Consider the following 18,992-nt stretch of genomic DNA (forward strand, 5'->3'; position numbering starts at 1 on the left):
TCTTAATCTAAAAAAGAGTCGTCATCAACACAGTGGTTTTACCGTGGTTTCCGCTAAAGGAAACGAACTGCAAAACAGGGTGACGCTGCTATCAGTCTGAAAAGCCGTTTGGATGGCGGGATTGCCAGCGCCAGGTATCGGCCGCCATTTCATCCAGTGTCCGGCTGACGCGCCAGTTAAGCTCGCGCGCGGCTTTTTCCGCATCGGCCCAGTAAGCAGGCAAGTCGCCGTCGCGACGTGGTGCAAAATGGTAGGGCAACGGCTTGCCGCAGGCGCGACTAAAGGCTTCCACCACTTGCAGTACGCTGTAACCCACGCCTGCGCCCAGGTTATAAATGTGTACGCCTGCTTTTCCGTGTAGCGTATTCATGGCGGCGACATGGCCGTCTGCCAGGTCTACCACGTGGATGTAGTCGCGCACGCCGGTGCCATCAACGGTCTGATAGTCATTGCCGAAAATCGCCAGCGACTCACGACGGCCTACCGCGACCTGCGCAATGTAAGGCATCAGGTTGTTAGGCACGCCCTGCGGGTCTTCACCCATTTCACCTGACGGATGTGCGCCCACCGGGTTGAAATAGCGCAACAGCACCACGCTCCAGTCCGGTTCCGCACGCTGCAAGTCTTGCAGGATCTGCTCTACCATCAGTTTGCTGCGGCCATAAGGGCTTGCGGGGGTACCGGTGGGGAAACTTTCCTGATACGGGATTTGCGGCTGGTCGCCGTATACGGTAGCCGACGAGCTGAAAATCAGTGTTTTAACACCGGCATGCTTCATGGCTTCCACCAGCGTCAGCGTGCCGTAGACGTTGTTATCGTAATAGCTGATGGGTTCCCGTACTGACTCGCCCACTGCTTTAAGACCGGCGAAGTGGATCACCGCGCCGATATCGTGCTCAGAAAAAATCGTCTGCAACAGGCTGCGATCGCGGATATCGCCCTGATAAAACACCGGCGTCTGCCCGCTGACGTGGGTAATCGCCTGCGCCACGCTGGCTTTGCTGTTGCACAGGTTGTCGAGAATAACCGGCTGATGACCGGCGGCGATCAGTTGTACACAAGTATGGCTTCCTATGTAACCGCTACCACCTGTAACCAATACTTTCATAATGACCTCTGTTGCAGAAAACTGAGTGGAAAAATAGCACGACCATGGCAGGAAAAAGGTGATCAACGCCGTAAATAGCGATATTAGGGCTGTTGGTTCACGCCACACCTCTTCCCTGGATGATGAAAGAGCAGCATAACGCGATGTGCGCTCAGATGAAAATAGATTGCACTGGTGTGGTAGCGTTATCACTAATGTGCTTATTATTGCCTGTGAGATGACGGTTTCGCGTAGCGCGAAACCGTATATGCAAGATTAGCGGCTTTCCGTCAGGTAACGGTAGCCATCGCCGTCGGGTACGAAGGTCAGACGGTGGGTGATACAGTCCGGCGCATCTTCCGCATGGTGGGAAACAAACAGTAATTGGGTTTGTCCCTGACCGATCAAGATATCCAGCCAGCGGCGAATGAGCTGACGGTTGAGCGGGTCTAGCCCTTGTAACGGCTCATCGAGGATCAACAAGGCCGGGTGTTTGACCAGCGCCCGGACAATCAACGCCAGTCGCTGTTGTCCCCAGGACAAGGACTGGAATGGCGCATCAGCCACACTATCTGGCAGGCCGAGCAGCGACAACCATTCGGCGACCAGAAAACGCTGGCGGTCCGATACCGCCTGATAAATGCCGATGGAGTCGAAGAACCCGGAGAGAATAACGTTGCGCAGGCTGGTGCTGACGCGATACTCCAGATGCAGGCTGCTGCTGACGTAGCCGATGTGGCGTTTGATGTCCCAGATGGTTTCGCCGCTACCGCGCCGACGGCCAAATAGCGTCAGGTCATTGCTGTAGCCCTGGGGGTGATCACCGGTGACTAAGCTGAGCAGGGTGGATTTACCCGCGCCATTCGGGCCGACTATCTGCCAGTGCTGGCCGGGCAACACTTCCCAGCTTAAATCGTCCAGAATGCGGCGATCGTTATAGCTCACCACACCGTGCAACAGCCGAATGCGGGGTTGATCCGGTGGCAGCGTTGGCCGCTGAGTCGGGTCTTCCGCTTCAGGTAGCGCGGTATCGGCCAGTGTTTCGCTGTGCGCCAGTTGTGATACCAGCACATCGGACAGTACCGCTTCGCGTGGGCCTTGCCGGGTCAGCGTACAATCTGCCAGTACGCCGACCTGCCCGATAAAGGCCGGAATATCTTCAAAGCGGTTGAGAATGAGCACCAGTGCCTGACCTTGAGCCGCCAGTGACGCTAGCAAATCGGTCAACTGTGCACGTGAAGCCACATCCAGCCCGTCGAACGGTTCATCCAGAATCAGCAAGTCCGGCTGCGCCATCAACGCCTGACACAGCATGGTTTTACGGGTTTCGCCGGTAGAGAGGTATTTGAAGCGACGCGGTAATAAATGGGCGATGCCGAATTGTGTCGCCAGCTGGTGGCAGCGCCCGGCATCGCGCACACTGTCCTGAATGACTTCGGCGGTGGTACGCCCGGTATCGTCTTCGTCGACACTGAGCATATCGGTGTTGTTGCGCAGCCATTCCTGCGACACCAACTGTTGCAACTGTTCGAATGACAAGCGTGCCACGCGCTGAAAGTCGCACTGACGTTGCCCTGACAGCAACAGCAGTTCACCACTGAGCGCGCGCGCCAGCGCCGATTTTCCACTCCCGTTAGCGCCGACAAACGCCCAGCACTGTTCCTGATGCAACGTAAGTTCATCCAGACGCATCATCCGGGTATCGCTTAACCGGAACTGTGCCTGATGGATGTGCAGCAATGACATGATGATTCCCTTTACGAAATGACAGACCCTTTACGGGTAAAGGGAAGCCAGCGGCTTGTCAAGCGGCGTGGTATCAGATGTGTTAACACAGGGTAGCGATAATCACCTGGTCGGCATTAAAACTGGCATAGACCGCCATCTCCGGTTGCAGGCCTTGCCGTGTCACGTCATCGTTGGCTAAGGTGGCGCAGACGACTTCGCCGCCTTCCAGTGTCACCAGCACTTCACTTTGTGTCTGGCCGGGTTGCAGGTGGCTGATGCGGCCCGGCAACACATTGTCGTGCTCGGGGACAGAGGCGGTTTGTGGGGTAACGGCTACCCACGGCGCTTTTATTAGCGCCAACACGTCTTTACCGCCGGTGAGTTGCAGCCTGTCGGCACTCTGCTGGGTTAGGGCGGCCTGAATGCGGGTATGACCATCCGCCAGCAGAATAGACAAATGCTGTTGTACCTGCTGCTGATCACGCTCCAGAACAGTGCCGAAAAACTGATTGCGGGCGCTGGTTTGCAGTGAAAAACGGGCGATGGCCGCCAGCAGACTGTCCAGCGGCAGGGTATCATCCTGTAGCACATCGAACGCTTTTTGTTGAATCTGCCCCAACAGGTCATAGAGTTGCAGCAACCGTTCGCCGTAGCGCGTCAGCACCGCACCGCCGCCGCCTTTGCCGCCGGTGGTGCGTTCAACGATGGTCTGCTCTGAGAGCTGGTTCATTTCGTTAATGGCATCCCAGGCGCTTTTGTAGCTGATATCAGCCAGACGCGCTCCCTGACTAATGGAGCCGGTCTGCTGCACCTGCTTGAGCAGAGCGATGCGACGCGGGTCAGCAAAGAGCCGTTGCTGAAGTTTTAAGGTAAGAAGAATTTCTGCTTGCATGGTCACATCCATATCTGGGCGGCTAATCATTTGTATTGTCATCGTTTTGCGTCAAACAGGCAAACCGCACAAATGGCCGCTCTAATTCCGGCGATTCAGGTAAACTCATCGACAGCAATAGGGTTAGAATAGTCTATCCTGAATCAATCAGATGCTGGCGGCGCAACGGCCAGCGACGGTGAAAGACGAGGTCGATATGTTGGAATTGTTGAAAAGCCTGGTGTTTGCGGTGTGCATGGTGCCGGTCATGATGGCACTGATTCTGGGGGCTATTTATGGGCTGGGTGAAGTGTTCAACCTGTTTTCCGCCATCGGCCACCGCGAATCCTCCGCCGCACGCAAGTAATCCTTTCTCTGAGTTCCTGTTTTGACGAATCCGGCATTTGCCGGATTTTTTTGCTTAAGAACAATGACAACGCGGCTAAGATTCGGTATTTATCGTTATGTGATTAACTACATAACGATAATCTCTGGAGATAAAATGAAACAGCAATGGACTTACTGGCTGACCGCCGCCGCGTTGACACTGGGTATGAGTGCGAATACTGCACTGGCGCAGGAGAAGGTGACGGTGTTTGCCGCCGCTTCGTTGACCAATGCATTGCAGGATATCGCTGCGCAATACCAAAAGGAAAAACAGGTTTCTATCGTTGCATCCTATGCGTCGTCATCAACGCTGGCACGTCAGATTGAACAGGGCGCGCCTGCGGATCTGTTCATTTCCGCTGATCAGCAGTGGATGGATTATGCCCAGGGTAAACAGTTGGTTGAGAACGAAACCCGCTACACGCTGCTGGGCAATCAACTGGTGGTGATTGCACCCAAATCCGCTGAGACAAAAGGTTTTAAAATAGACGAGAAAACCGACTGGAAAGCGCTGCTGAAAGGCGGCCGTTTGTCTGTCGGTGACCCGGACCATGTACCGGCCGGTATCTACGCTAAAGAAGCCTTACAAAAATTAAACGCCTGGGACGCTTTGTCGCCGCTGATGGCGCGCGCCAATGACGTGCGTGCCGCCATGGTGTTGGTCGAACGTGAAGAAGCGCCGCTGGGGATCGTTTACGGGTCAGACGCCGTCGCCAGTACCAAAGTGAAAGTAGTCGGTATCTTCCCGGATAACACTCACAAACCGGTGGAATATCCGATGGCTATCGTTAAAGGGCATAACACGCCAGCGGTTAACGCCTTCTTTGATTACCTGAAAACGCCGCAGGCTGCCGTCGTGTTTAAACAATACGGATTTACGCCGGTTAATGCTGCTCAGTGATTACGAATGGCAGGCGGTGTCGCTGAGCCTGAAGGTTTCGCTGGTAGCGGTCAGTTGCAGTTTGCCGCTGGGTATTCTGGCCGCCTGGGTGTTGGCGCGTTGCCGCTTTGTCGGAAAATCGTTGCTGGATAGCGTGATTCACCTGCCGCTGGTGTTGCCGCCGGTGGTGATCGGCTATTTGCTGTTGATTGTCATGGGGCGCAAAGGCGTGGTGGGCAGTTGGCTTTACCACTGGTTTGGCTTTAGCTTCAGTTTTAGCTGGCATGGCGCAGCGCTGGCGTCGGCGGTCGTGGCGTTTCCGTTGATGGTGCGTGCCATTCGGCTGGCGCTGGAGGCGGTGGATACCCGGCTGGAACTGGCGGCGCGTACACTGGGTGCCGGGCGCTGGCGAGTCTTTTTCACCATTACGCTGCCGTTGACGTTGCCGGGGATTATTGTCGGCACCGTACTGGCGTTCGCGCGTTCGCTGGGGGAATTCGGTGCCACCATCACCTTTGTGTCTAATATTCCAGGCGAAACCCGCACCATTCCCAATGCCATGTATACGCTGATTGAAACGCCGGGGGCGGAAATGCAGGCCGCCCGGTTGTGTGTTATCGCCATCGGGTTGTCGCTGGTGTCACTGTTGTTGTCGGAATGGCTCACCCGCTGGAGCCGTAAACGGTTGGGGGGATAATGCTGCAACTGGATTTTACTCAGCAATTGGGAGACCTGACGCTCAGCGTCACCGCCCAGCTTCCCGCCAGTGGCATTACTGCCGTGTTCGGTGTCTCGGGGGCCGGGAAAACCTCGCTGATTAATGCCATTGTCGGCCTGACCCGGCCGGATAGCGGGCTTATTCAGCTTAATGATCGGGTACTGTCGGATCGCGCGCAAGGGGTGTTCCTGCCGCCGGAAAAGCGTCGTATCGGTTACGTGTTTCAGGATGCGAGGCTCTTCCCGCACTACCGGGTGCTGGGAAATTTACGTTACGGTATGGCCGCCTCGATGCAGGCACAGTTTGACGATATCGTGCAGTTGCTTGGTATCGGGCATTTGCTCAAACGCTACCCGTTGACCTTGTCCGGCGGTGAGAAACAGCGGGTGGCGATTGGTCGCGCGTTACTGACTGCGCCGGAACTGTTGCTGATGGACGAGCCATTGGCATCGCTGGATGCGCCGCGTAAACGCGAACTGTTGCCATATCTGGAGCGCCTGGCTCGCGAAGTCAACACGCCGATTCTGTATGTCAGCCACAGTCTGGAAGAAGTGGTGCGGCTGGCGGATAGGGTGCTGGTATTGGATAAAGGGCAGGTGAAGGCGCAAGGCTCGCTGGAAGAGGTATGGGCCAGCAACGCTCTGCGCGCCTGGTTACCACGAGAAGAGCAGAGCAGCATTTTGAAGGTGACGGTGATGGAGCATCATCCGCATTACGCGATGACGGCGCTGTCACTGGGCGAACAGCCGCTGTGGGTGGGGCGTGTTGATGCGCCGCAGGGCGATGAGCTGCGCATTCGCATCAATGCGGCTGATGTGTCACTGGTGACGCAACGTCCGGCAGTTAGCAGTATTCGTAATGTGCTGTCGGCTCGTGTGGTGGAATGCATTGAGGTCGGCGAACAGGTGGAGGTTAAGCTGGATCTCGGTGGGCACATTCTGTGGGCCCGCATCACGCCTTGGGCACGTGATGAACTGGCGCTGACGGCCGGGCAGCGCCTGTATGCTCAGGTTAAGAGCGTGTCGATCACGCCATGAGTTTGCTGGTGACGGCGTCAGGCCAGAACCCGACTGCGGATAACCTCTGCAATGCCGGGTTTTTCATGATGATCAATCACCAGATCGGCGTGAGCTTTGACATCATCGGCGCTGTTACCCATCGCGACACCCAATCCAACAGCAGACAACATGCTAATATCATTGAAGTTATCGCCAAACGCGACGACGTCGTTCATGCTGAATCCTTGCGATTCCACCCAGCGTTGCAGTAAACGGCCTTTGCTATTGCCGGTTTGGGCAATATCCACCTGATCCATCCATGACCACTCGCAGGCCAGACCTAACTCTTCTTCAACCTGTTTAGCGAAGTCATTCAATACGGCGGTATCGGTATGGTGGGTGGCGAATTTCCAGATAGAACGGCTGTGGTCAGTGGCGGTGATCAGGTCATCGACCTGGCGAAACACGGGTCGCTGAGACTCGGGAAGCTGTTCCGCCCAGGTCTGGGTACGGGTGATGTGGCCGGTAATGTGCTGGTAGAGCATCGCGTCGTCGGCGTACATCAGGCCGTGAATGGCGAATTGCTGCAAGCGTTGCAGCACGCTTTTGGCCTGTGCCGGTGTGAGCGGATTGGCGTCGTGGGTCTGCCCGGTTTGGTAATCGTAAAGGTAGGTGCCGTTGCAGCAGATAACGGGGGTATCCAGCGCCAGCGCCTGATAAAACGGGTGGATAGCCGAGTGGTGGCGACCGGTCACGATAATAACCTTGATACCGGCCTGCCGGGCCTGTGTCAGCGCCTGTAAGGATTCAGGTAAAATCGTTTTCTTTTGCGTTAACAGTGTGCCGTCCAGATCGAGGGCAATGATGCGATAGGTCATGGTATTCTCAACAGGTTATCGGGTTCACTTCTTTGGGATGGTACACTGGATGCCCTCTGAAGCGACAGAGCCTTTTTCTGTACTGATTTTGGAAGTCAGCACAGAAAAATGAAAGCCTAGCCTGAGCGTAACGAGGCGCATCTGCCGCCTCATCGGTGCCAACAAGGAGAATCGAATGCAGCAAGTGGTTTATATCGCCAGTCCGGAAAGTCAGCAGATTCATGTCTGGCAGCTCGCCGCCAGCGGGGCGCTGAGCTTGTTACAGGTGGTTGATGTCCCCGGACAGGTGCAACCGATGGTTATCGCGCCGGATAAGCGCCACCTGTATGTCGGTGTGCGTCCTGAATTTCGGGTCATCAGCTACCGGATTGATGGGCAAGGCAAACTGACCGAAGCCGGTGTGGCATCGTTACCGGGCAGCCCAACCCACTTGTCGACCGATCACGCCGGACGTTTCTTGTTCAGCGCCTCTTACAGCAATGCGTGCGTCAGCGTCAGCCCCATCGGCGATGATGGCGTGGTACAGGAACCCTGCCAGCAACTCGATGGGCTGGAAGGGTGCCATTCGACCAATATCGACCCGGCGAATCACGTATTGTGGGCCCCTTGCCTGAAAGAGGATCGCATCAGATTGTATGATGTCGGCAGTGATGGCCGTCTGAGCGATCACCAGCCTGCGGAGCAGCGTGCCGCCGCCGGTGCCGGGCCGCGTCATATGGCGTATCACCCGAACAACCGTTTCACTTATTGCATTAATGAGCTGAACAGCTCGGTGGATGTGTTCGAGCTGGATGCGCAGGGCGAAGGCAAACGGATCCAGACGCTGAATGCCATGCCAGCCGATTTCACCGGCACCTGCTGGGCGGCGGATATCCATATCACGCCGAATGGCCGTCATCTGTATACCACGGATCGTACTGCCAGCCTGATTTCCATTTTCGACGTATCCGCGCAAGACGGGACATTGACCCTGACCGGGCACCAGCCGACACAAACGCAACCACGCGGTTTTAACATCGATCATAACGGCCAGTTCCTGATCGCCGCGGGTCAGAAATCTCACCATATTGAGGTTTACGGCATTCAGCCGGACAACGGTAACCTGACGCCGCTGGCGCGCTACGCGGTGGGACAAGGGCCGATGTGGGTGTCAGTACTGGCGCTGGACTAATTACTGACAAGCAAGGTTTGTATCACGCGCTGCCGCAAGGCAGCGCGTATTCGCCCGGTGCTCAGCCGCGGTATTCGATGATCGATAACCCGGCGTTGTAATCGGTGCTGTAGATAATCCCTTGCGCGTCTACGAACACGTCACAAGACTGGATCACCTGTGGCCGCCCAGGGCGTTTATCGATCATACGGTCAGGTGCGGCAGGCACCAGCGCACCGGTCTCTTTTGGCCGGTATGGGTTGCTGATGTCATAAGCACGCACGCCAGCGTTTTGATAGGTGGCAAAAATCAGTGTTGAACTGATGAAGCTGCCCGGTCGGTTTTCATGCAGATTGTGCGGGCCGAAGTGCGCCCCTTTCTTCACATAATCGGTTTCACTGGGCTGCGGGAAGGTGGCGATGCTGACTGGGTTAGCTGGCTCGCGGATATCGAACACCCAAATCAGTTTCTCTCCGTCTTCCTGATTATCCAGCACCGCTTCGTCCAGCACGATCAGCAGGTCACGATCCGGTAATGGCAACGCCGTGTGGGTACCGCCGCCGAACGGCGGGCTCCAGTTGCGATGGCTGATGAGCTGCGGCTGGGTTCGGTCACTGACATCCAGCAGCATCAGGCCACCATCACGCCAGCTGCCGTAGGCGGTGTCGCCGCTGACAATGGCGTGGTGCAGTGCGTAGCGCTTGCCTTCCGGCCAGGTCGGCGTTTCGCCGCCAGCGGTGTGCATGCCCGGTAACCAGTAGCGACCTGCCACTTCCGGTTTGCGCGGGTCAGCGAGATCAATGGTCAGAAAGATGTAGTCGCTGTAGCCGTCCAGCAGGGCCGAAACATACGCCCAGCGTCCGCCCACGTACCAGATACGATGAATGCCGATGCCATCAAGCGGCAGGAAGCTGATTTCACGCGGCTGGTCGGGGGTAGAAATATCAAATATTCGTAGTCCGGCGCTCCAGTGTTTATCCTGCTGGCCGGTGCTGACTGTCTCCGCCACCGAGCGGGTGTAGTAGACTTTCTCTTCAGCGAAGCGCGCATCGGCGAACAGGTCGCGTGCGTTGACCACCAGCAGCAGGTCATCGTGGGTTTGCAGATGGATATTCCAGGTACCCGGTGGTGCGGCGATAAAACCGGCTGGTTTGGGATTCTTCGGGTCACGCACATCGACAATGGAGACGCCCTGCGACACCATGTGTCCGATATAGGCGTAACCACGATGCACCATGACCTGTACACCATCAGGGCGCCCGCCCTGATCGCTGTGTCCAATCAGCCGCATGTTGCGGCTGTATTCCGGCATGGGCAGGGGCGCTGATGCCATATAAGCCTCCGTTATGACAGACCTTTATTTGCTTTTGGCTTCCAGTGTAGCAAACCACGGCGCAATAAAGTCATTGGTCTGGCCCCATCCCGGGATGATTTTCGCCAGTCCTGCCACGTTGACCGGCCCAGGTTGACTGGCCAGCAGCGCCTGCGGAATGCTGGCGGCACGGAATTGGTAGGTGGCGGGTGTTGGTTCGCCGGCAATCTTGTTGGCGACCAGACGCAGGTTGACCTTACCGATCAGTTTCGGGTCTACCGCGACACTGACTTTCCATGGGCTATTGGCTTCGCGCATCAGTTGCAAATCCTGATTGGAGATGTCGATGCTGTAGAGTTTGATTTCGGTACGGCCGTTTTCTTTAAGCGCTTTGTACGCCCCCTGACTGAAGGCATCCCACGCACCCCAGATAGCGTCAATCTTACCTTTCGGGTATTTCGCCAGAATTGCGCCGACTTTATTGGCGGTATCACCTTGTACGTCGGAAGACACCGCACCGATGGACTCCAGCTCTTTAATGCCGGGGTTGTCTTTCAGCATTTGTTGGTAGGCCGTCTGACGGCGTTCCATCGGCGGGAAACCGGCTACCCACAGCTTGATGATGTTAGCTTTGCCGTTGAAATCTTTTACCAACTGACCCAGAGATTCGTTAGCCAGCGAGGCGTCATCCTGTTGGCTGACCGTCACGCCGGGAATGGTGCGATCGACGGCGGTGTCAAACACGGCCACTTTGATGCCGCTGTCGACAATGCGCTGAATAAGATCGGTGGAATAGGGCGCACGGCCTTGCGACAGAATGATGCCGTCGTATTTCTGGCTGATGGCCTGATTCACGAAATCCTGAAATTTGGCGTCGTCACCGTTGCTCAGAAAGGTACTGATTTTAAAACCCAGCTTTTTGCCTTCTTCCAGTACGCCGGAAACGAATTGGGTGGTGTTGTCATCTGAACCGAGATTGCGGATGACGGCGATGCGTATCGGCCCCTGATGGTTAGCGATGGTGGCAGGAACCGGGGCGGCGGTGGCGGGTGTTTCTGCAGCCAGCGTGGAGAAAGAAGCCGTCAGGCTCAGGGCCAACAGTGCGACAGGGAATTTCTTCATTTTTAATCCTCGGTGTTGTGAAGCAAGCTTGCTATTTATAGATATTTTATGGATATCTTTATGTCTGGATGTCTATTTTAGTGATGAGGAATCATAGCGGGTAACCTGGCGGTGTGCAAAGGGGGGGAATTATGCCTTTTGCGCTTACCTTATAACTTTTTGTTTTGTTCGGGTGGGGTGGACGGGCTATGGGTAATATCGACGAAGGAAAAAACATACCCGGCAGGCCGGGTATGTCTGACAAGGCTTATTGCACGAAGAAGCTGATATCCTGACCCAGTTTACACTGGTAGCTCAGGGTATTGCCGCGCTGTTGCAGGCCTGGCAGGTTAAACATGTAGGTGGTGAAACGCACGGTATTATCCGGCTGAACCTGATAACGCATGAACTGCTGAATCGGCGTGCCGTCATTGGCGACGGTAAAGTGCTCATCGCTAAATGACAACGTACCGTTATCAATCAGACGATAAGCGCTGATATGCAGGCCACCGCGAGTTTTACTGGCAGGGGTGCCATCCTGAGGCGTACAAGCGGATAAATCGATGGTGACGTTGACGCTGCGCCCCTGATTCAGGGCGGTGATGACATCGCTGGCACTCTTCAATGATTTGGACGCCATAGCCGGTGCGGCGGTGGCAAGCAGGGCTGCGCTCAGCAGCAACGGGGTGATACGAGACATTCGATATTCCTCCATGATCGACGATGGGTATGACGGTGTGGCCATCATATCGGTGTACAGGGACAGGCCAACTGTGCATACCGCTAGGTGCGCGAAGTGATAATCACGCCGAGACACTGTTTATCATGCCCACGGTGAAAGCGCTATGCCGTTTATCTGAAATAACGATAGGTCGGAGGTGTCAACAACGGATGTGAAATAAGGCAGGGAAGATACATCAGGCCGACGGCGCGGCCTGATGTGAGTGAGCTTACTTTATTTGCATGCCTGGCTGGGCACCGCTGTCGGGGCTTAACAGGAAAATGTCTTTCCCGCCGGGGCCAGCGGCCATCACCATGCCTTCGGAAACGCCAAAGCGCATTTTACGTGGTGCCAGATTGGCGACCAGCACAGTCAGACGACCTTCCAGCGCGGAGGGATCCGGGTAGGCAGCGCGGATGCCGGAGAACACCTGACGGGTTTGACCGCCCAGATCCAACGTCAGCCGTAGCAGCTTGTCTGAACCGTCCACCAGTTCGGCTTTCTGGATCAACGCAACGCGCATGTCGACTTTATCGAAGTCAGCAAAGTCGATGGTGTCCTGAATCGGATTGTCGGCCAACGGGCCGGATGCTGGTTTGGCTGCCGCTGCGGCTTCCTCTTTGGACGCGTCCACCATGCCTTGTACCTGCGCGATGTCGATGCGGTTGAACAACGCCTTAAACGTACCGACCCGATGATTGGTCAGCGGTTGCGACAGCGAATCCCAGCTCAGTTCCGTTTGCAGGAAGGCTTCAGCGCGCTCTGACAATGAAGGGAGTACCGGTTTCAGGTACGTCATCAGCACGCGGAACAGATTGATGCCCATCGAGCAAATGGCCTGCAAGTCGGCATCACGGCCTTCCTGTTTAGCAACTACCCAAGGCGCTTGTTCGTCCACATAGCGGTTGGCGAGATCCGCCAGTGCCATAATTTCGCGAATCGCTTTGCCGGATTCACGGCTGCTATACGCCTCGGCGATGGTGTGTGCCGCGTCGATAAAGGTTTGATACAGCGCCGGGTCGGCCAGACTATCCGCCAGTTGGCCGTCAAAGCGCTTGTTGATGAAACCGGCGTTGCGCGATGCCAGGTTGACCACTTTGTTGACGATATCGGCGTTTACACGCTGTACAAAGTCTTCCAGATTGAGGTCGATGTCATCAATACGTGACGACAGTTTAGCCGCGTAGTAATAACGCAGGCAGTCGGCATCCAAGTGCCTGAGGTAGGTGTCAGCCTTGATGAAGGTGCCGCGTGATTTGGACATCTTGGCACCGTTGACGGTCACATACCCGTGCACAAACAGGTTGGTCGGCTTGCGGAAACCACTGCCTTCCAGCATGGCTGGCCAGAACAGGCTGTGGAAATAAACGATGTCTTTGCCGATAAAGTGGTACAACTCGGTGCTGGCGTCTTTACGCCAGAATTCGTCAAAGTTGAGGTCGCCGCGTTTATCACACAGGTTTTTGAATGACCCCATGTAACCTATCGGCGCGTCCAGCCAGACGTAAAAATATTTGCCCGGTGCATCCGGTACTTCGAAACCAAAATAGGGGGCGTCGCGGGTAATATCCCACTGCTGCAACCCGGCGTCGAACCACTCCTGCATCTTGTTGGCGACCTGTTCCTGCAACGCACCGGAGCGGGTCCAGCCTTGCAGCATGTCGCTGAATGCCGGCAAGTCGAAAAAGAAGTGTTCAGATTCACGCATAACCGGTGTTGCACCTGACACGGCGGATTTCGGGTCGATCAACTCCGTGGGGCTGTAGGTTGCGCCGCACACCTCGCAGTTATCGCCGTACTGATCCGGCGCCTTGCATTTCGGGCAGGTGCCTTTTACAAAGCGATCCGGCAGGAACATGCTTTTTTCCGGGTCGAACAACTGAGAAATGGTGCGGTTTTTGATAAAACCGTTCTCCTTCAGCCGACGGTAAATCAACCCGGACAGCTCGCGGTTTTCTTCGCTGTGCGTAGAGTGATAGTTGTCGTAACTGATGTTAAACCCGGCGAAATCCTGCTGATGTTCCTGACTCACCGTCGCAATCATCTGCTCAGGCGCTACACCCATCTGCTGTGCTTTGAGCATGATCGGTGTGCCGTGGGCGTCGTCCGCACAAATAAAGTGGACCTGATTGCCGCGCATTCGCTGGTAACGGACCCAGATGTCCGCCTGAATGTGTTCGAGCATGTGGCCAAGGTGAATCGGGCCGTTAGCATAAGGCAGCGCGCACGTTACCAAAATTTTATTTGCGACTTGAGTCATAGTGGGGAACTTGCTTGTTGGTTGGTGAATAAATTAAGAAGGAGCCTTGATGTTACCCCATCGCGTCGTAATGCGTAAACCTTGCGGCGATATGGGCTGCAACAAAACCCATCCGGTGCCCTTCAATAAACCGACAGAGAGTCTCTGTGTGGACGTGCACGGAAAGCCGTTCCATCCATTTTTTCCACTTCTGCGAGCGGTGTGCGGTACACCCACGCGCAAGCGTTCTGTTATGCTAGGGGCTGCTGTTAACGACTTTAATTCAAACTCAAGGAGCCGGGATGAACGATAAACTCCCCGCGCAAAACCCCGAGATGTTGCGCGCCATGGTGAATGGCGTATTGTCCTCCTTTTCGCACCCGACGCTGAAAAATAACCTGACCACCCTCAATGCGTTGCATCATTGTGCGTTGCTGGACGATGTGTTGCATATCGAACTGACCATGCCGTTCGTCTGGCTGAGCGGGCTGGCCGATTTAAAAGACAGCGTCAGTGAGGAATTGCTGCGTTTGTGTGGCGCGCGTGAAGTGGAATGGCGTCTGACGCATAACATCGCCACGTTGCGTCGCGTTAACAATCAGGCTGGCGTGAAAGGCGTGAAAAATATTATCGCCGTCAGTTCCGGTAAAGGCGGCGTCGGGAAGTCCAGTACCGCGGTGAATATGGCGCTGGCACTGGCAGCCGAAGGGGCTAATGTCGGCATTCTGGATGCGGATATTTACGGGCCGTCTATTCCCACCATGCTGGGGGCGGCTAGCGAGCGGCCGACATCGCCAGATGGACAGCACATGGCGCCGATCATGGCGCACGGGCTTGCCACCAACTCTATCGGCTATCTGGTGACGGACGATAACGCAATGGTATGGCGTGGGCCGATGGCCAGTAAGGCGCTGCTGCAATTGTTGCAGGATACGTTGTGGCCGGACCTGGATTATCTGGTGCTGGACATGCCGCCGGGTACCGGTGATATCCAACTTACACTGGCGCAGAACGTGCCGGTGACCGGGGCGGTTGTGGTCACCACGCCACAAGACATCGCACTGGTGGATGCCATGAAAGGCATCGTGATGTTTGAGAAAGTGAAGGTGCCGGTGTTAGGTATTGTGGAAAACATGAGTGTGCACATTTGCAGCAATTGCGGTCATCTGGAGCCGATTTTTGGTACCGGCGGCGCGCAAAAACTGGCGGAAAAATACCACTGCGCCTTGCTGGGTCAGTTGCCACTGCACATTTCATTGCGTGAAGACCTGGATCGCGGCGAGCCGACGGTGGTCAGTAAGCCGGACAGTGAGTTTACCCAGTTGTATCGCGAGCTGGCAGGACAAGTAGCCGCGCAGTTGTATTGGCAGGGGGAAGTCATCCCGACGGAAATCGCGTTTCGCGCGGTGTGACCCTGATTCAGCGGATACCGTGCTGGGCGCGGTATCCGTTGCCTTTGGCATGGGCAGGCTTGCCGCCAGTCATGCCAGTGTGTGTTATCCGTCAGGGAATGACGTCTTTGTCAGCGGCCCGGCCTGCGTAATGCTGGCGTGAATCGTGCTAACTCCCTATAATTGCCCGCGTCCAGACACCCCTGACTGTGTTGCGCAATCAACCACGCCTGTTGCTGATGGTTATCCTTCGGTGCACGATCCCGTGCGAATCGCGCCTGAACCGTTCGGTGTGTCCCCCTCCTTCTTTTTGTTAATCAGGTCTTTATTGCCATGACTGATAAGTCTCGCCAGTGTGTCATCATCGGGATTGCCGGTGCGTCCGCGTCCGGAAAAAGTCTTATTGCCAGTACCCTATACCGTGAATTACGCGATCAGGTCGGCGATGAACACATTGGTGTTATTCCGGAAGACAGCTATTACAAGGATCAATCTCACCTGACCATGGAAGAGCGGGTCAAAACCAACTACGACCACCCCAGCTCGATGGATCACAGCCTGTTGCTGCACCATTTGCAGATGCTCAAGGCCGGTCAGCCGATCGCGTTGCCGCAGTACAGCTATGTGCAGCATACGCGTTTGCAGGAAACGCTGAATATGGCGCCGAAAAAGGTGATTATTCTTGAGGGCATTCTGTTGTTGACCGATGCACGACTGCGGGATGAAATGAATTTTTCCATTTTTGTCGATACCCCGCTGGATATTTGTCTGATGCGTCGTATGCGTCGCGATGTCAACGAACGGGGTCGCTCGATGGATTCGGTCATGGAGCAATACAAGAAAACCGTGCGCCCGATGTTCCTGCAATTTATCGAACCGTCCAAACAATATGCGGACATTATCGTCCCGCGCGGCGGCAAAAACCGTATCGCCATTGATATTCTGAAAGCGAAAATCAGCCAGTTCTTTGAGTAAGCTGTTCGCTGAGAAAATCCTTAAAGCAGGTGGAATCGGCGTGGTATTTCCGGCGCTGCTGTGGCAGTTTGAACACCTGCAAGAGTCTGACTGGAGAAGATGATGAGACTGTGCGACCGTGACATTGAAGCCTGGCTGGATGACGGCCGTCTGGTGATTACGCCACGCCCCCCGATTGAGCGGATTAATGGTGCGACGGTGGACGTGCGGTTAGGCAATCAGTTCCGGGTGTTTAGCGGTCATACCGCACCGTTTATTGATCTGAGCGGGCCGAAGGATGAAGTAAGCGCCGCGCTGGATCGCGTCATGAGTGATGAAATCAATCTGGCGGAGGGCGAGGCTTTTTTCCTTCATCCCGGTGAACTGGCGCTGGCGGTGACGCTGGAATCGGTGATTCTGCCGGATAATCTGGTGGGATGGTTGGATGGGCGCTCTTCGCTGGCTCGTTTGGGGCTAATGGTCCACGTGACGGCGCATCGTATCGATCCCGGCTGGCAGGGGTGCATCGTGCTGGAGTTCTACAACTCGGGGAAACTGCCGCTGGCATTGCGCCCGGGCATGATTATCGGCGCATTGAGTTTCGAGCCGCTCTCCGGCCCGGCTGCCCGGCCGTATAACCGCCGTGAAGACGCGAAATACAAGGACCAGCAGGGCGCAGTAGCAAGCCGGATCGATAAAGACTAGCTGGGCCAGGCACGACAGCGAATGAGGATGGCATGAGAAGATTGTTTACCACGCTGGTGATCCTGCTGGTGGTGCTGGCCGCAGGCATGACGGCGTTGGTGGTGCTAATCAACCCGAATGATTTTCGGGCTTATATGGTGCGTCAGGTCGAGATGCGTACCGGTTATCGGTTGAATCTGGATGGTGAACTGCGCTGGCATGTCTGGCCGCAACTGAGCATCCTGTCCGGTAATTTGTCAGTCAGTGCGCCGGGTGCTGCGACACCGGTGATCAACGCCGAAAACATGCGGCTGGATGTGAAACTCTGGCCGCTGTTGTCCCACAAGCTCGAAGTCAAACAGGTGATGTTGAAAGGCGCAGTGATTCGTTTGACGCCGGATAGCGAGGCACGTCAGGCCAGCCCGGCACCCATTGCACCAGCAGGGCCATCGGCACCGGAGGCGGATACGCCGTGGCATTTCGATATCAATCAGGTTGAAGTGGCCGACAGTGTGCTGGTATTCCAGCGTGGCAACGCACCGGCATTGAATGTTCGGGATATTAACCTGACCATGCGCAGCGATGCGTCCCGGCAGGTGCAGGTATCGCTCTCCAGCCGTTTTAATCGCGATCAGCGCGACTTGTCGTTTTCGCTCGACGCAGTACTGGATATGCAAAATTACCCGCAACAGGTCGCTGCTGATATCAGCAGCGTCAGTTACCAGTTGCAAGGTGCGGGTTTGCCAGCAGACGGTATCAGCGGTAAAGGGACGATTCGCGGCAGCTATCAGCGCCAGCCAGAGAAACTGACCGTCAACCAATTCGCACTTAGCGCCAATAACAGCCAGTTGAATGGGGCGTTATCGGCGACATTCGGCACAGTACCGGAATACGTGCTGACGTTGCAGTCAGAAAAGTTGGATCTGGATGCGTTGCTGGGGCTGGCGCACGCTGCCTCATCCGGTGATGGCGGGGACAAAACAGTCATCGCACAACCGGTGTTCTCGCACGACCAACCGCCCGAACCTTATCAGGGCTTGCGTAATTCGATTGCACGCGTAGCGGTAAACGCGGCGACGTTGATCTACCGCGGTATGACGGTTAAGGCGTTTGCCCTGAAAGGCAGTAATCAGCGTGGCAAGGTGAGCGTGACGGATTTTAGCGGTCAGATTGGCGAGGGGCGCTTTGCCATACCGGGAACCATGGATGTGTATGCTTCTCCGGTCGTCTCTATTCAACCAACGCTGATCGCTTTGCCGCTCGCTACGCTGTTGCCGGTGTTTGAGCTGCCTGACGGTCTGGATGGGAAACTGAGCCTGCAAGGGCGGCTGAGCGGTAATGATCTGTCGCGACAGGCGTTTATCTCTCAGTGGCGGGGCTCGGCATCGGTTCAGGTTGACCAACTACGGCTTTCCGGGTTGAACATCCAGCAGTTGATCCAGCAAGCGGTCGTTCGCAATAACAGCAGCGTTCAAGCCCCTAATGACTATAGCCGCTATACCGATATCCAACAGATGAGTGGTGAGGCAACGCTTAACGCAGGCAAACTGGATTTACAGTCGTTGTCCGGGCAGTCATCGGCTCTGGCGTTAGAGGGTGATGGTCAGTTTGATTTACCGGCCCAGCGCTGTGACATCAATATGAATGTGCAGGTGAAGCAAGGGTGGAAGGGGGATGACCAGTGGGTGCAGGTATTGCAGGATACCGCTATTCCATTCCGGTTGTTCGGTGAGTTCGGTAATCTGAACTACCAGTTGCAGGTCGATCAGGTACTGCGTAAACGGCTGCAGGATGAGATGAAAAAACGCCTGAATGACTGGGCGGAAAAAAATCAACCTGCCGCTAAGGCCCCGGCCACAAACCCGTAATGTGCCTGCGGCATGTTCGGTAAAT

The 18,992-nt window shown here is 55.7% G+C and carries 17 protein-coding genes; 9 read left to right on the forward strand and 8 right to left on the reverse strand.

All coding sequences use genetic code 11. The features are described 5' to 3' along the window. Positions 1–91: 91 nt before the first annotated feature. From galE to modE, 3 genes are all read right to left on the reverse strand, one after another. Positions 92–1,108, reverse strand: a complete 1,017-nt coding sequence (gene galE, locus DD586_RS06110) for a UDP-glucose 4-epimerase GalE (protein WP_012883936.1) — start codon at positions 1,106–1,108, stop codon at positions 92–94. A 255-nt stretch (positions 1,109–1,363) separates the two neighbouring features. After that, positions 1,364–2,833, reverse strand: coding sequence for a molybdate ABC transporter ATP-binding protein ModF (gene modF, locus DD586_RS06115; RefSeq protein WP_012883937.1), 1,470 nt, complete (start codon positions 2,831–2,833; stop codon positions 1,364–1,366). An 82-nt stretch (positions 2,834–2,915) separates the two neighbouring features. Further along, on the reverse strand, positions 2,916–3,707 hold the full coding sequence (gene modE, locus DD586_RS06120; RefSeq protein ID WP_012883938.1) for a molybdenum-dependent transcriptional regulator: 792 nt from the start codon (positions 3,705–3,707) through the stop codon (positions 2,916–2,918). Between the two features lie 196 nt (positions 3,708–3,903). On the opposite strand from modE, the gene DD586_RS06125 reads away from it, so the two are divergent. From DD586_RS06125 to modC, 4 genes are all read left to right on the forward strand, one after another. Continuing rightward, positions 3,904–4,053, forward strand: a complete 150-nt coding sequence (locus tag DD586_RS06125) for an AcrZ family multidrug efflux pump-associated protein (RefSeq protein WP_023639258.1) — start codon at positions 3,904–3,906, stop codon at positions 4,051–4,053. A 135-nt stretch (positions 4,054–4,188) separates the two neighbouring features. After that, positions 4,189–4,974 carry a molybdate ABC transporter substrate-binding protein gene (gene modA / locus DD586_RS06130; RefSeq protein ID WP_012883940.1) on the forward strand — a complete coding sequence of 262 codons (786 nt, stop codon included), beginning with the start codon at positions 4,189–4,191 and terminating at the stop codon, positions 4,972–4,974. Further along, positions 4,961–5,650, forward strand: a complete 690-nt coding sequence (gene modB, locus DD586_RS06135) for a molybdate ABC transporter permease subunit (protein ID WP_012883941.1) — start codon at positions 4,961–4,963, stop codon at positions 5,648–5,650. Before modA ends, modB begins: the two co-directional genes overlap by 14 nt. Then, complete coding sequence (modC, locus tag DD586_RS06140; protein ID WP_012883942.1) at positions 5,650–6,708, forward strand: molybdenum ABC transporter ATP-binding protein ModC; 1,059 nt, start codon at positions 5,650–5,652, stop codon at positions 6,706–6,708. Before modB ends, modC begins: the two co-directional genes overlap by 1 nt. 17 nt (positions 6,709–6,725) lie before the next feature. Here the strand turns inward: modC and DD586_RS06145 are convergent, their stop codons facing one another. Next, positions 6,726–7,547: a pyridoxal phosphatase gene (locus DD586_RS06145; RefSeq protein ID WP_012883943.1), complete on the reverse strand. Its 822-nt coding sequence runs from the start codon at positions 7,545–7,547 to the stop codon at positions 6,726–6,728. A 175-nt stretch (positions 7,548–7,722) separates the two neighbouring features. Here DD586_RS06145 and pgl point away from each other — a divergent pair, with 175 nt between their 5' ends. After that, positions 7,723–8,718, forward strand: coding sequence for a 6-phosphogluconolactonase (pgl, locus tag DD586_RS06150; protein WP_012883944.1), 996 nt, complete (start codon positions 7,723–7,725; stop codon positions 8,716–8,718). Between the two features lie 61 nt (positions 8,719–8,779). Here the strand turns inward: pgl and DD586_RS06155 are convergent, their stop codons facing one another. The 4 genes from DD586_RS06155 to metG all read right to left on the reverse strand — a co-directional run bounded on the left by DD586_RS06155 (position 8,780) and on the right by metG (position 14,091). Continuing rightward, positions 8,780–10,030, reverse strand: a complete 1,251-nt coding sequence (locus DD586_RS06155; RefSeq protein WP_012883945.1) for an LVIVD repeat-containing protein — start codon at positions 10,028–10,030, stop codon at positions 8,780–8,782. 24 nt (positions 10,031–10,054) lie between these two features. Beyond that, complete coding sequence (locus tag DD586_RS06160; RefSeq protein ID WP_012883946.1) at positions 10,055–11,131, reverse strand: sugar ABC transporter substrate-binding protein; 1,077 nt, start codon at positions 11,129–11,131, stop codon at positions 10,055–10,057. Positions 11,132–11,378: 247 nt separating this feature from the next. Continuing rightward, positions 11,379–11,810: a VirK family protein gene (locus DD586_RS06165; RefSeq protein WP_012883947.1), complete on the reverse strand. Its 432-nt coding sequence runs from the start codon at positions 11,808–11,810 to the stop codon at positions 11,379–11,381. 250 nt (positions 11,811–12,060) lie between these two features. After that, positions 12,061–14,091 carry a methionine--tRNA ligase gene (gene metG, locus DD586_RS06170; RefSeq protein ID WP_012883948.1) on the reverse strand — a complete coding sequence of 677 codons (2,031 nt, stop codon included), beginning with the start codon at positions 14,089–14,091 and terminating at the stop codon, positions 12,061–12,063. 281 nt (positions 14,092–14,372) lie between these two features. On the opposite strand from metG, the gene apbC reads away from it, so the two are divergent. The 4 genes from apbC to asmA all read left to right on the forward strand — a co-directional run bounded on the left by apbC (position 14,373) and on the right by asmA (position 18,967). Then, positions 14,373–15,482, forward strand: a complete 1,110-nt coding sequence (gene apbC, locus DD586_RS06175; protein WP_012883950.1) for an iron-sulfur cluster carrier protein ApbC — start codon at positions 14,373–14,375, stop codon at positions 15,480–15,482. Between the two features lie 312 nt (positions 15,483–15,794). Then, positions 15,795–16,436 carry a uridine kinase gene (udk, locus tag DD586_RS06180; RefSeq protein WP_012883951.1) on the forward strand — a complete coding sequence of 214 codons (642 nt, stop codon included), beginning with the start codon at positions 15,795–15,797 and terminating at the stop codon, positions 16,434–16,436. A 102-nt stretch (positions 16,437–16,538) separates the two neighbouring features. Further along, complete coding sequence (gene dcd / locus DD586_RS06185; RefSeq protein ID WP_012883952.1) at positions 16,539–17,120, forward strand: dCTP deaminase; 582 nt, start codon at positions 16,539–16,541, stop codon at positions 17,118–17,120. A gap of 32 nt (positions 17,121–17,152) precedes the next feature. After that, positions 17,153–18,967 carry an outer membrane assembly protein AsmA gene (asmA, locus tag DD586_RS06190; RefSeq protein WP_012883953.1) on the forward strand — a complete coding sequence of 605 codons (1,815 nt, stop codon included), beginning with the start codon at positions 17,153–17,155 and terminating at the stop codon, positions 18,965–18,967. Positions 18,968–18,992 lie beyond the last annotated feature (25 nt).

Origin of the sequence: Dickeya parazeae Ech586 (assembly GCF_000025065.1) — a bacterium.
Taxonomy (GTDB): Bacteria; Pseudomonadota; Gammaproteobacteria; order Enterobacterales; family Enterobacteriaceae; genus Dickeya; species Dickeya zeae.